We start from the raw sequence: 13,697 nt of genomic DNA, 5'->3' as shown, positions 1-13,697 counted from the left end.
GTATTTTTCGTATTTTATTTAAGTTCTAAAATCTTTTTATTTGGCTATTTCTACAGCTTTATTTTATATCTATGGTTTTATACTTATAATTTTTAGCCTTCGCATAGATAATTTGACCCTACTTTTGTTTTGGCAAAAGTAGGCAAAACCATCGTCGGACAAATGGGCTACATCCTTGTAACCCTTGCCCGACAAACGGTATCCTGCCTTAACGTGGATTGTATTGGGATTATGATTTTGAAAATTTAAATAGGGCGATAAATGCTATAAAAAAGAAACCTATTCTTTATATCCATTTGGATTTTCCTTAAACCCTAATAAAACAAAAGCCCCTAAAAAGGAGCTTTTGACGATATATCAGTGATTAATCTGAAACAACATTCTTTTTGATATTACGCATCAATGTTTCTAAACGTTCACGATGGTAAGCCAATTTTTGTTCTGCAAGTTGGAAATCCACTTTAAGTTTGACATCTTTTAAATGTAATTTCTCAGCTACAGACGCTTTTTTCGCTTGAAGCTCTTGCTCTTTGAGTTTTGCCCAGTCATTTAGAGTGTTGGTAAATGCCTCATACTCTTGCGCAACTTTCTGTTTCATTGCAGCAATATCAGCATTTACATCATGACCATAAACAGCCAAGTCTTGTTCAGCATATTTGAAGCGCATTGCAAGTTCAGCTTTTTTGATATTGAAACTTGGAATACGACGCAAATTTTTTGCCAAACCAAGCTTTGAACAGCTCCAAATCAACCATTTTGTAGGGTCGTACTGCCACCATTTCACGCCATTACGATAGTCGTATTGGAAAATATGGTGATAATTGTGATAACCCTCGCCCCAAGTTGCGATTGCAAGTACGAAGTTATCACGTGCAGTATTTTCATCTGTATAAGGCCGTTTGCCCCACATATGACATAAAGAGTTGATGAAGAATGTAACATGGTGACTGAAGATTAGGCGCAGTAAACCACCTAAAAGCAAGACACCCCACATATCACCAACGGCCCAACCGATCGGTAATAAAATCGCGACATGCACGATCACTACCAATGGGATGTAGTATTTATGCTGGAACATGACCAATTTGTCATTGAGCAGGTCCGGTGCATTTTTATAGTTTGGTTCAGCTGCTGGATAGTCACGTAACATCCAACCAATATGTGCATACCAAAAACCGTTATTGATTGAATACGGATCTTGATCGACATCATCAACATGGCGGTGATGGGTACGATGACCAGAAGCCCAGAAAAGTACACTGTTCTGAACTGCAAATGTCCCCATAATCATTAAAATTATTTTCAGTGGCAACGTTGCTTCATAAGCACGATGCGCCCATAAACGGTGGTAACCCGCTGTAATACCTAAGCTACTAAAGCCAAGTAAGACAAATAAACTGATCCAAGCAGCAGCACTAAAATCGTGATGCCATGCGTAAAGGGGAAGAGCAATGATTGCAACGATTGGCAAAAAGACCAATGCAAATACACCGATCCAGTTAATTGGGGCCTTGGGCAAGGGAGGATTCATCTCCAACAGCACTCCTAAAAACCTTTAAAATAAGGTGGATAACGAAAGCATAGCTCAGTGTCTTTTTAGGCTATACTTAGGCAGATATTAGCATGTGTGAACATTTATTCACTAGTATTATTTTACAGTTGTATTGTATAAACAGTAACAGTTTTAAACAGGCTTTTTATTGATTTTATCGTCAATCAAAGCGGGCATGGTATAGAGAAACGATAGTTGAAAATGGATTGATTTTTTGTACTGGAAAAAATGATCATTTTCAAACAATTATAAACTCATTTTAAAAATAACATTTGATTATGCAGCTTCGCCAAATGTATTTTCCAAGTCATTTTAAGTCTTAGATATGACAAGACAAAGAAAACAACGACTTAAACCGTTGAATATCTTTAGTCTATAGACATCATTCAGACAAAATTTCATTGAATCTGTTGCAATTCTTTTTGCATCATTTTAGGAAAATCAGTAATCAAGCCTTGCACACCAAGTTCTCTTAAATGTTTAGCTCGCTCAACATCATTGACCGTCCAAACACTTAGATTTAATCCTGCTTTTTGAGTTGCATGGATCATTTCATCGCTTGCAAGTTGATTCATCCAGCCAATCTGACAGCACTCTAAGGCCAAAGCTTGGTCTATGCTTTTCAAGCCAATATCATCTTCGATCAAAAGACCACGTTTAAACTTTGATTGCTGTTTTTGCAAGGCTTGGTGGATTTTGAGGTCAAAACTGGTGATGACCGCATTTTCCTCAAAGCCTTTTAATGCTTTTTCAAGCACAGTTGTTAAAGCTTCGGCATCTTGTTCGGTTTTGACCGCTTTAACTTCGACTTCTAAATGTTGAAAGTCTTGCATAATTTTTAATGCTTGGCTTAATTTTGGTGTCATTTCGATGTGTTTCCAATCCATCCAAATTGCAGCTTGGTTATAAGCATCTAGCTCATTACTTGCACACTGATAGATATTTTGGTCGATTCCTGTTGTGCGAATAAAGTTGTCATCGTGCATGATGATCAGTTCTTGATCTTTGAGCAGGCGAACGTCAAATTCGACAGCGCGAATACCGAGATCATGAATGTATTGAAATCCACCCAAAGTATTTTCGGGCGCTTCTCCGCGAGCACCTCGGTGACCAATGATGAGCATATTGTTCTCTTCTATCAATTCGATGAGTATTGTTATTTTAGAACAAATATCCGATTTAAATTTGTTTATTGCTTGTGATTTGTTTGTAGTCAGTTTTGCTAAAGCATTTTGGAACTCATTTATTTTTAAGACATTCGCTTCTCATCCATTCGAGTCTTTTTATTCTGATTTGGATTGATTTGGGCAGATAAATTTCAATCTGTATATCGCCTCCCTTTTGTAAAGGGAGGCGAAAGGGATTTGATCATTTTCCTCTTTGAAGAAGAGGGCGATGTTTTAAATCGTTTCGTTAATATTTTTTTGCCAAAGGACTTCGCTGCCACCTTCAGCTCTTTGTAAGGTACGCGATGCAACAAATAACCAGTCAGATAGGCGATTTAATAACTGAAGTGCAGTCGCTTGGATATTTTGATCACGGCTTTGTACTGTCATCAAACTACGCTCCGCACGACGACAAACCGCACGGGCTTGGTGCGCATAGCTACATGCAAGACTACCAGCAGGCAAGATAAAATCTTTGAGCATAGGCAAATCTTCATTCATGCGATCGATTTCTTTTTCCAGATATTCGACACTGATAGGCTGTAGGAGGTTGTAATTTGGAATGCAAACTTCCCCGCCCAAATCAAATAGCCAATGTTGGATCAAGCTCAAGCTTTTATCCCATGCGGCTTTATCTGTGATTTGGCTGGCTGTGATTTGAGAACGAAGCACACCGATGATGGCATTGAGTTCATCGACATCACCGAGGGCATGGATTCGTAAATCATCTTTGGCTACACGTGTTCCATCGCCAAGTCCAGTCGTACCAGCATCGCCTGTACGTGTATAAATTTTACTTAAACGATGTCCCATATTGGCTCCTTGCTCAAACGCTTAAAAAATATTAGGCAATAAAAAGGATAATGCCATAAATATGACATTATCCTAAAATGATTTTAACTAGGTTTCGGTGACTTAGTATTTAAGCGTTATGCCCACTGAGGCAAAACGGCCCCCATTAACATACCAATCAGTACTAGGGTATGTATTTAATACTTCACGGTACTGAACATCACCTACATTTTGAATATTGGTGAAAATTTTAACATTTGGGTTAAGATTCCAGTAAGCATTTAAGTCCACTGTCGCATAACCTGGAACGCGGTTCAGGTTATTTGAATCTGCATAAGATTTTGCTCTTGCGATTAACGATGCACTAATTCCATATGTAGCATTTTCTAAACCAGTACTCAAAGTCAATGTTTGTTTAGGTCGATAAACAATTTCTTTGTCATTTTTTTCATTTTCTGTTTTTACATAAGCGTATTCAGCAGATAAGAAAAGGTCATCTTGATGCCATTTTACGCCAGCTTCACCACCAGTGAATTTAGCTTTATCGATATTGATATTGCCTGCTGGAGAGCTATAAGCAATAAGATTTTTAATTTGAGTGTGGTAGACAGAAAGGTTAGTACTAATATTTGGTGTTATATCGTAATCAGCACCAATTTCGTAAGACGTACTTTTTTCAGGGGAGAGATTTTCATTGCCACCCCATTGAGTATAAAGTTCGTTTAAAGTTGGTGCTCTGAATGCACTACCAATATTGGCATAGACACTTGCATTTGGTAAAAAGTGATAACGAATAGCACCTTGTCCAACTGTATGCGTACCAAAGCGCTCATTGTCTTCTAAACGAACACCGACTTGAGTATCAAATAGTTCATTTTTGAATTGGTGCTGTAAATAGTAGCCAGTACTATCGACACTTTGATTGTTGTTTACAATGGTATTACTTTTATAGTTTGCATCGTTATAAGTTACACCCGCTAAAATATTTTGGTGCGGTGTAAATTGCCATTTTAGGCTGAGATCGCCTTGATTATTTTCAGTATTATAATATGAGCCAAAAACTGGTACGTTCTGCTTGTCTTGAACATTGGCATAATGTGCATTTAAGATCAAATTAGGCAAGATATTGTAAGCAACTTTTGCATTAATCACGCGATTTTCAAATTGTCGCTGTGCGGTGTTATTAATATAATCGTTACTGAAAACGTTAGTACCTTTATTTTCGCTAATTGAAGCAGAGGCATCTACAACATTTTCTTGATAATAACCTGCTTTTGCGTGATAACCTTTTTGGTCATAGCCTGCTTTATCACTTTCTGATTGGCTTTCAAAAATACGAGTACCATCGCTTTCTAAACGCTGTCCGCCAACTTGTGCATAGAAGCCTTGATCTGTCACTAAATCAGCATTTACGATCGCTTTATAAGTGTTATTTTCACCATAAATTCCAGTTAATTGCGCGCCAGACTTTTCAGGTTTTTTTGAAATAAGTTGAATGACGCCACCAATGGCATCACTACCATATTGTACTGAAGCTGGTCCTTTTAAAATTTCAATTTGCTGAACATCTGTTGTATCTAAAAATGCAGGATAAAGTGGTCCAAGGTCGTTTTGACTGTTTAGACGAGCGCCATCTTTAAGGACTAATGTATGGACTGATTTAGTACCACGTAGTCCAATGTCAGAAATTTGACCTAAACCACCACTTTGTTTGATATATACAGCAGAGTCTCGCTGGATAATATCTGAAACGTTTAATAATGGATTTTGTTGAATTGTCTTTTCATCTATAACAGATATACGCATTGGAACATCTTCGATCTTTTCTTCAGAGCGAGAAGCGGTTACGACCAATGGAGATAATAAAACTGCTTGATCTTGTGTAGCTTGGTCATCTGCAAAAGCAGTTGAAGATAGACCCATTGCAAGCGCAATAGCACCTACTAAACGAGTAGGTTGAGATTTTATAGACATGTTTTGCTCCATACATTCACCCCACGTGAATGATTGAGTGAGTGGGCACAACAAGTTGGTATCCGGACTTAAATATAGAATCTTTGATTCGCCATTCCACCTTCCCACATCAATGATGCAGTGGATTTCATCCTCAGATTGGTCAAGATATCGAGGTTGAACAGAATGATGTTTCATTATGACCGTTGCGGGGGCAGTGCTGGATTTTCACCAGTTTCCCGAACTTGCTGTATTTGGGCGCAGTATAAAGTTTGTAAAATTTATAAACAATATTATTGTGGGATTGTTACAGTCTTTTTAGATAAATAGAAACTAAAACACTTTTTCATATTGTGCAAAATTTCTGAAAATCTCGGCAAATCATATCAACTTGCATTACAATGCTTGACCTTAAATAGATAGAAATGGCTTGATCCAAGCCGAGATTTGAGCTTTAAAATATGCGAACTCGTGCCAAAATTTGTGGAATTACACGACCTCAAGATATAGATGCTGCTATACAAGCAGGTGCTGATGCGATCGGTCTGGTATTTTTTGAACCAAGTCCACGCTATGTAGATATTGCCACAGCGCAGACGTTGGTTAAAAAAATTCCGCCTTATGTCAGTATCGTTGGTTTATTTGTCAATGCGACAGCCGACGAAATATCCGCAGTTTTGCAAGCAGTTCCATTAGATATTTTACAGTTACATGGTGATGAAACGCCTTTGCAGTGCCAGCACATTGCAGCAGTAACGCATCGTCGTTGGTATAAAGCCATTCAGGTCAAACCTGATTTGGATTTAATTGAAGCGATTTCGCAATATCAACAGGCAGGTGCAAGTGCTATTCTACTGGATGCATGGCATCCTGAACTTAAAGGTGGTACAGGTCACCAATTTGACTGGGAAAAATTTCCAAAATTGGATATTCCAATCATTTTGGCAGGTGGTTTAAAACCTGAAAATATAGAACAAGCGATACACACAACAGAAGCCTATGCTGTGGACGTTAGTGGCGGAGTCGAATCCGCAAAAGGTATAAAAGACCAACAACTCATTGAACAATTTATGCAAGGAGTCCAACGTGGATCAGCAAAATGATAATCAAAAAGGTCAAATGATTGACTATACCCAGTATCCAGATGAAAAAGGACATTTTGGGATTCATGGTGGTCGTTTTGTTTCTGAAACGTTGATGGCTGCGCTTGAAGATCTAGAGAATTTATATAACCGTATGAAAACGGATCAAGATTTTCTTGCCGAATTTGATCGTGATCTTGCTTATTATGTGGGTCGTCCAAGCCCACTTTATCATGCTGAACGTTGGTCACGTGAGTTGGGTGGTGCACAGATTTATTTAAAACGTGAAGACTTAAACCATACAGGTTCGCACAAGGTCAACAACACTATTGGTCAGGCTTTACTGGCAAAACTTTCTGGTAAAAAACGGATCATCGCAGAAACTGGCGCAGGTCAACATGGTGTAGCGACAGCAACCATTGCAGCACGTTTGGGTATGGAATGTGTGGTCTACATGGGCGCAGAAGACGTAAAACGTCAAGCCATGAACGTTTATCGTATGCGTTTATTGGGTGCAAAAGTTGTTCCTGTAGAAAGTGGTTCAAAAACGCTGAAAGATGCATTGAATGAAGCAATGCGAGACTGGGTCACCAATGTTGATAGTACCTATTATGTGATTGGTACAGTGGCAGGTCCACATCCGTATCCGCAATTGGTTCGTGATTTCCAATCGATTATTGGTCGTGAAGCACGTAAACAAATTTTAGAGCAAGCAGGGCGTTTACCTGATGCATTGGTTGCTTGCGTGGGTGGCGGTTCAAATGCAATGGGCTTGTTTTATCCATTCTTAAATGATCAAGATGTCAAAATCTATGGCGTTGAAGCAGCAGGTTATGGCATTGAAACAGGTAAACATTCTGCACCATTAAATGCAGGTCATGTCGGTGTATTGCACGGTAACCGTACTTATTTGATGTCAGATGAACAAGGTCAGATCATCGAAACACATTCAATTTCTGCTGGTTTAGACTATCCGGGTGTTGGTCCTGAACATAGCTTCCTAAAAGATATGCATCGTGTTGAATATGTACCTATTAATGATACTGAAGCGCTGCAAGGCTTCCGTGATTTAACTCATATCGAAGGTATTATTCCTGCTTTAGAAAGTTCACATGCGATGGCATACGTCACCAAGCTTGCACCAACCATGTCTAAAGATCAGATTATTATTGCGACTGTTTCTGGTCGTGGTGATAAAGATTTGATGACCGTCGCGCGTATTGACGGTGTAGAAATGGTGGATATGTAAATCATTTTTGATTTGAAATATTCCAAAATATCTCCCTCCTTTTAGAAGGAGGGGCAAGGGAAGTTATAAATAAAGTAGCTTCCTTTTTTAATGCTTAGATTTTCAAATAGAGTTTCCTTATGCCTAGTCTTTTCGTTGTCATGCTTGGTGGTCGTCATGCCAAAGCCAATACTGAAGTTCACGATGTCGTACTGGCAGTCGGAAATAGCTTGGAGGAGGTCTATCCACAGCTTAAACAGGCTTGGTTTGCTGAGCAAAAAGGTTTGCATATTGATGCGTGGGCACAGATTCAGGGTGTTGAGTTTGAAGCTAAAAAATATCAATTGCATTTTACTGAGGCTATGCCGAATCCATCAGAGCAAAAGCTTTATTTAATTAATCTCGGTGGTTATGACCCTAAAGAATTTGGTGAGCTACATCGTTATGTATTGGTGGTTGCGCAAAATGAAATGGTTGCTAAGGAAAAAGGTAAGCAGTTTTATGCGCAAGGTTGGTACAAGGCGCATACAGACCGTGTTTTAGAAGTGGATGACTGTATCGCTGTGGATCAAGTTTATGGACATTTTGTACAGTTGGTCGAAGGTGATTTTGCAGAAAATATCTGGGAAAATACCTATCTGCAAATTTAAAAAGGATCTATAACTAAAGAGTTTTTTCATATAGATGTAAATATAGTATTACAAAATTTAATTTTGAAAATAAGAATTTACAAAGATGAAAATCGATCTTGTTGCAGAGTTTCAACTCAGTCAAAGTGAACAGTATCAAATCGCAGGATTACTTAAAAATTGTTTTCCTGAAGACGATTTTCAGGGGCGGACTTATTTTAAGCAACGCCCCCATTATCGACTGTTATTGAAGGAAGAGGAGAAGATTATCGGGCAACTTGCTTTGGATTATAGAGTGATGACTCTTGGTCAGATTGCGATAAGAGTTTTAGGGGTGATAGATATTGCTATATTAAATGATTATCAAGGTCTAGGCTGGGCAAGGCGATTACTCTTGGAGCTAGATCAACTGGTTGAAAAAAATAAAATAAATATTGATTTCATTTTGCTGTGTACCCAAACACCTAAATTTTATGAAAAATTTGGATATTATCAAGTTAAATTTTCACAAAATATAAAATGGTTAGCGATAGATCAACATATCAATTATGGGATAAAAATAGAGCAAAGTGGTCAAGGTTTGATGTATAAAAAAATAGGGGAAATTGATTGGAATGATGATGTGCTAGATATGTTGGGATATTGGTACTAAAGCGAGCCTTAAAAAATTAAAGCCATCTTAATTGGAATAATTTACTAAATAAAATTGCTGAATACTCATAAAACTTGTCTAAATCTACCACGCATATACTGCACGATTAACAATTGCTCAGACTACACTCAAAGCTTAAGTTAATCCTTCTTTGGAGCAAAGAATATGAGTGGTTTATTGGATGAATTAGGCAAAATTGCTGGTGCTGTTATCGCTGAACAAGGTGTCGATAAGCTTGATCCAGATGCAGGTTTTTTAGAAAAAGCTGCGGGTGCATTTGCAGGGTATGAAGCTGCAAAAGTTGCAGAAAATAAATTGCAAGAACATGAAGAGGAACAATCGGCATCGGATGAGGATCAATCATAATTCTCTAAATTGATATTCAACATATTTTCCAAAGAATGAGTAAAATGATTTAATTGATTTCATTCATTTAACCCGAAAAAGGCATCTTTAAGATGTCTTTTTTATTTAGCATAAAAATAGATAAGTAAGTGAAAATATAATCAATATCTAAATAAATGGGTTTATTTCCCAAAATGTATCAATAAAACATATATATAGAATTCGCTTATCAATAAAACCGCTATGAAATATGTAAAAAATACATTTTGTTGATAGAACAATTCTCGCTATTCTGTCAGCCGTTATAATGAATCTACTAGCTGTACGCCATGTATTTATATACTGATTTCGATCAGCAACTGGTCAATGAACGTGTTGCTCAATTCCGTGATCAAACGGAACGCTATTTAGCGGGTAAACTCACAGAAGATGAATATCGCCCGCTTCGTCTACAAAATGGTCTATACGTACAACGTTATGCACCAATGTTACGTATCGCCGTACCTTATGGTTTGATGAACAGTAAGCAACTGCGCAAGTTGGCTGAAATTTCAAAAGCCTATGACCGTGGGTATGCGCATGTTTCAACACGTCAAAATATCCAGTTGAACTGGCCTGCACTTGAAAATGTGCCTGATATTTTGGCTGAGCTTGCAACAGTACAAATGCATGCGATCCAAACCTCTGGTAACTGTATTCGTAATACCACAACTGACCAATATGCAGGTGTGATTGCGGGTGAGATTGCTGACCCACGTCCAACGTGTGAGTTGATCCGTCAATGGTCTACATTCCATCCAGAATTTGCATTCTTGCCACGTAAGTTCAAGATCGCAGTATCTGCGCTTGAAGAAATTGATCGTGCAGCAACTTCTTTCCATGACATCGGCGTTTATATCGTAAAAAATGCTGCTGGTGAGATTGGTTATAAAATCAAAGTGGGCGGTGGCTTAGGTCGTACCCCAATTATCGGTCAAGTGATCCGTGAGTTTTTACCACGTGAAGATTTGATTGCATATCTTGATGCAGTCCTTCGTGTTTATAACTTACACGGTCGTCGTGACAACAAATATAAAGCGCGTATCAAAATTTTGGTGAAAGCATTAACACCAGAAGTTTTCGCTGAAAAAGTTGAAGCAGAATTTTTGCACACCAAAGATGCACTCAAAATCAGTGCAGAAACTTTGCAGAAAATGGACCAAGTATTTACGCCATTTACTTACCAAGATTATGCTGACGAAGATTTGGAAGCGTTGTTTGCAGAACATCCAAAATTCAAGCAATGGTTCAATATCAATACCAATGCACATAAAGTGAAAGGCTATCGTGTTGTTACGATTTCTCTTAAACGTGCTGGTGTTGCGCCGGGCGATGTGACTTTTGAAGAAATGAATTTGATTGCGGATCTTGCTGATCAATATACATTTGGTGAACTTCGTACTACGCATGAACAAAACATTGCATTGGTTGATGTTCCACAAAAAGATTTGTTTGAACTTTGGCAAACGCTTGAACAGCACAACATGGCGCGTGCGCATATTGGTTTCATTACCGATATTATCTGCTGCCCAGGTGGTGATTTCTGTTCATTAGCGAATGCTAAATCTATTCCTATTTCGGAAGCGATCAGCCGTCGTTTTGAAGACTTAGACACGATTTACAATCTTGGTCATCTTGATCTCAACATCTCAGGTTGTATGAATGCCTGCGGTCATCACCATGTCGGTAATATCGGGATTTTAGGTGTAGATAAAAAAGGTGCAGAATTTTACCAAATCACTTTAGGTGGTAATGCAGATCATGATGCATCTATTGGCGATATTTTAGGGCCATCTTTTGCAGCTGAAGCTATGCCTGATGTGATCGATGAGATTTTAAATACTTATCTTGACCTCCGTAGTGAAGGTGAAGAGTTTATTGATACTTATCGTCGTGTGGGTATTCAACCATTTAAGGAGCGTGCTTATGCTTAATACCGCGCTACAAGTGCTGAAAAAAGACGGCACGATTATCGATAATACTTACCAGTTGATCGCTGAAGATGGCGTATTACCACAAGGTGATGTTGTATTGACTACAGCTCAGCTTGATCAACTTGCTGAAGTTTCAGGTCGTAAAGCGTTATTTGTTACGGTGAATGATTCTCCAGAAGATCATCAATTTCCACTTGAGCAATTGGATACGATTTTTATCGAATTTGCTGGTTTTAATGATGGTCGTGGCTATTCATTTGCAGCGTTATTACGCCGTCAAGGATTCCAAGGCGAGCTTCGTGCAGTTGGCGATATTTTCAAAGATGTTTTAAATTATTTAAAACGTTCTGGATTTGATACTTTCGTGATTAAAGAAGGTAAAGATATCCATGAAGCTGCTGCTGGTTTGAATGACTTTGTCAATCCTTATCAAGCTTCAACTGCTGTACCGCAAGCACATTATCAAACAGGCGCGTAAAACTTATTTTACTCGTTTAAAAGCTGGATTTTGATCCAGCTTTTTTTATGCATAGATTTCTATATAAAAATTTGTGAAGTGATTGAAACTTATCATTCATTTTTCTAATGAAGGATAAATAGCTAAAGTTTCGTATATTCTCCAAATATGATAATCATGTAAATTTTTTAGTATAGATAACCGGGTTTTAAGGATCATTTGTAAAAATCCTCAGCTGTGTTATTTGCTAAAACATGCTATAAACATGATGAAGCTTTTCAAATAAACACAATAGACAGCAAAAATTGGACAGGAATAGAGATGATCGACTTATATTACTGGGGTACTCCCAATGGTCATAAAATTACGATTGCTTTAGAGGAAATGGGCTTGGAATATAAAATATTCCCAATCAATATTATGGAAAATGACCAGTTCCAACCTGATTTTTTGCGTATCTCGCCAAACAATAAAATCCCTGCCATTGTGGATCAAAATGGTCCCAAAGATGAGCCGATTTCAGTTTTTGAATCAGGTGCAATTTTACAGTATTTAGGACGTAAAACAGGGCTTTACTATCCTACAGATGAACAAGAGCGTGTCGAAGTTGAACAATGGCTGATGTGGCAGATGGGTGGCTTTGGTCCGATGCTAGGTCAAAATCATCACTTTGGACGTTATGCACCTGAAAAAATTCCTTATGCAATTGAGCGTTATCTCAATGAAACAAAACGCTTATATAGCGTACTCAATAAACAATTGATTGGTCAAAAATATGTCGCAGGTGAGTATTCAATTGCGGATATGGCGATTTTACCGTGGGTTTTACGCCATGAATGGCAAAATATCCAACTTGAAGATTATCCTTATGTGAAAGAGTATGTTGAGCGTTTGACTGCACGTCCTGCTGTGCAAAGAGCTCTTTCGATCAAGGTATAATGGTGATCCAGCACTGGTTAAAACACTTCATGCTTTCTGCAGGATTGTTTTTAGTTGCTGCGATCATATGTGCATGGATGCAAAACCAATATTCTATAGACAAAGTTGGAATATTGGTTTTTTTGCTATTTGGCGTGTTCGGCTGCATCTTTTCAGGCTTATATGCGGTCGCACAAGTGAAATGGCAGCATTCTTTATTGCATACTTTTGTTGTCGTACTTGGCACAGTGAGCTATTTAGTTGTACTGCAATATTTAGAGTTAAACTTAAATATCGATATTGATCCTCAAGATGGAAATGTCATCAAACTGAATATTCTGCAAAAAATGATAAAATCTCCTCTTTCGTTTTGGTTGTTGTTTATTTTCCCATTTATTATTTCTTTTACTTTATATAAATTGAACACAAAATCCCAAAGCAGAACTTAATGGCTTATTTTTTTCTATTTATTTCGGCTTTTGGCGCGGCAACTTTATTGCCACTTCAGTCAGAAGCTGTTTTGATCGCTTTGTTGGTACAAGCGAAACATTCAGCCTTGATCCTGATCGTCGTTGCAACAATTGGTAATGTGCTCGGTTCCTGTGTCAACTGGTATTTGGGGCTGAAAATAGAGCAATTTAAAGATAAAAAATGGTTTCCTGTTTCAGCAGAAAAGATGCAAAAAGCTGAAAATATTTATCAAAAATACGGTTTTTGGTCATTATTTTTGAGTTGGACACCTGTGATCGGTGATCCAATCACACTTATTGCAGGTTTGATGAAAGAAAACTTTTGGCGTTTTTTACTCATCGTCACTTTGGCTAAAGCAGGGCGTTATATCGTACTGTATCTGATCTATCTAGGTGTGATCTAAGATTGTTTGAGGACGATTGATCAGATCATTAAAAACCGATGCCTTTGATTTGCTTTTCTAAAACCGTATTTGACTT

14 protein-coding genes and 1 riboswitch are annotated in these 13,697 nt (G+C 38.0%); of the genes, 10 read left to right on the top strand and 4 right to left on the bottom strand.

Going from position 1 to position 13,697, the window contains the following annotated elements; all coding sequences use genetic code 11:
- Positions 1–364: 364 nt before the first annotated feature.
- The 4 genes from F960_RS15720 to F960_RS15705 all read right to left on the bottom strand — a co-directional run bounded on the left by F960_RS15720 (position 365) and on the right by F960_RS15705 (position 5,496).
- Positions 365–1,531: an acyl-CoA desaturase gene (locus F960_RS15720; protein ID WP_004867366.1), complete on the bottom strand. Its 1,167-nt coding sequence runs from the start codon at positions 1,529–1,531 to the stop codon at positions 365–367.
- A gap of 419 nt (positions 1,532–1,950) precedes the next feature.
- The gene (locus F960_RS15715; protein ID WP_004867364.1) at positions 1,951–2,676 is read right to left on the bottom strand and encodes a glycerophosphodiester phosphodiesterase; all 726 of its coding nucleotides are present in this window, start codon (positions 2,674–2,676) and stop codon (positions 1,951–1,953) included.
- Between the two features lie 276 nt (positions 2,677–2,952).
- Complete coding sequence (locus tag F960_RS15710) at positions 2,953–3,531, bottom strand: cob(I)yrinic acid a,c-diamide adenosyltransferase (RefSeq protein WP_004867360.1); 579 nt, start codon at positions 3,529–3,531, stop codon at positions 2,953–2,955.
- Positions 3,532–3,633: 102 nt separating this feature from the next.
- Positions 3,634–5,496: a TonB-dependent receptor plug domain-containing protein gene (locus F960_RS15705; RefSeq protein ID WP_020846752.1), complete on the bottom strand. Its 1,863-nt coding sequence runs from the start codon at positions 5,494–5,496 to the stop codon at positions 3,634–3,636.
- 45 nt (positions 5,497–5,541) lie between these two features.
- A riboswitch (cobalamin riboswitch) is annotated at positions 5,542–5,704 on the bottom strand.
- Positions 5,705–5,924: 220 nt separating this feature from the next.
- Between F960_RS15705 and F960_RS15700 the strand changes: the two genes are divergently transcribed.
- From F960_RS15700 to F960_RS15655, 10 genes are all read left to right on the top strand, one after another.
- Positions 5,925–6,566, top strand: a complete 642-nt coding sequence (locus tag F960_RS15700; protein WP_004867354.1) for a phosphoribosylanthranilate isomerase — start codon at positions 5,925–5,927, stop codon at positions 6,564–6,566.
- Positions 6,567–6,582: 16 nt separating this feature from the next.
- Positions 6,583–7,794 (top strand): tryptophan synthase subunit beta, encoded by a 1,212-nt coding sequence (trpB, locus tag F960_RS15695; RefSeq protein ID WP_373855084.1) that lies wholly within the window; start codon positions 6,583–6,585, stop codon positions 7,792–7,794.
- Positions 7,795–7,913: 119 nt separating this feature from the next.
- Entirely contained in the window at positions 7,914–8,423 is a 510-nt protein-coding gene (locus F960_RS15690) for a DUF1543 domain-containing protein (protein ID WP_004867350.1), read from the top strand.
- A gap of 85 nt (positions 8,424–8,508) precedes the next feature.
- Complete coding sequence (locus F960_RS15685) at positions 8,509–9,054, top strand: GNAT family N-acetyltransferase (RefSeq protein ID WP_004867348.1); 546 nt, start codon at positions 8,509–8,511, stop codon at positions 9,052–9,054.
- A 165-nt stretch (positions 9,055–9,219) separates the two neighbouring features.
- On the top strand, positions 9,220–9,420 hold the full coding sequence (locus tag F960_RS15680; RefSeq protein ID WP_004867346.1) for a hypothetical protein: 201 nt from the start codon (positions 9,220–9,222) through the stop codon (positions 9,418–9,420).
- A gap of 308 nt (positions 9,421–9,728) precedes the next feature.
- Positions 9,729–11,372 (top strand): nitrite/sulfite reductase, encoded by a 1,644-nt coding sequence (locus F960_RS15675; RefSeq protein ID WP_004867344.1) that lies wholly within the window; start codon positions 9,729–9,731, stop codon positions 11,370–11,372.
- A complete protein-coding gene (locus tag F960_RS15670; protein WP_004867342.1) occupies positions 11,365–11,850 on the top strand; it encodes a DUF934 domain-containing protein in 486 nt (161 codons plus the stop codon). Before F960_RS15675 ends, F960_RS15670 begins: the two co-directional genes overlap by 8 nt.
- Before the next feature lie 300 nt (positions 11,851–12,150).
- Positions 12,151–12,768 carry a glutathione S-transferase N-terminal domain-containing protein gene (locus F960_RS15665; RefSeq protein ID WP_004867339.1) on the top strand — a complete coding sequence of 206 codons (618 nt, stop codon included), beginning with the start codon at positions 12,151–12,153 and terminating at the stop codon, positions 12,766–12,768.
- A gap of 2 nt (positions 12,769–12,770) precedes the next feature.
- Positions 12,771–13,196 (top strand): hypothetical protein, encoded by a 426-nt coding sequence (locus F960_RS15660; RefSeq protein ID WP_154650775.1) that lies wholly within the window; start codon positions 12,771–12,773, stop codon positions 13,194–13,196.
- On the top strand, positions 13,196–13,621 hold the full coding sequence (locus tag F960_RS15655) for a YqaA family protein (protein WP_004867335.1): 426 nt from the start codon (positions 13,196–13,198) through the stop codon (positions 13,619–13,621). Before F960_RS15660 ends, F960_RS15655 begins: the two co-directional genes overlap by 1 nt.
- The last annotated feature ends 76 nt before the right edge of the window (positions 13,622–13,697 follow it).

Source organism: Acinetobacter gerneri DSM 14967 = CIP 107464 = MTCC 9824 (assembly GCF_000368565.1).
Lineage (GTDB): Bacteria > Pseudomonadota > Gammaproteobacteria > Pseudomonadales > Moraxellaceae > Acinetobacter > Acinetobacter gerneri.
Note: the sequence above shows the minus strand (reverse complement) of the source record. Positions and strands in the feature narration are given on the sequence as shown.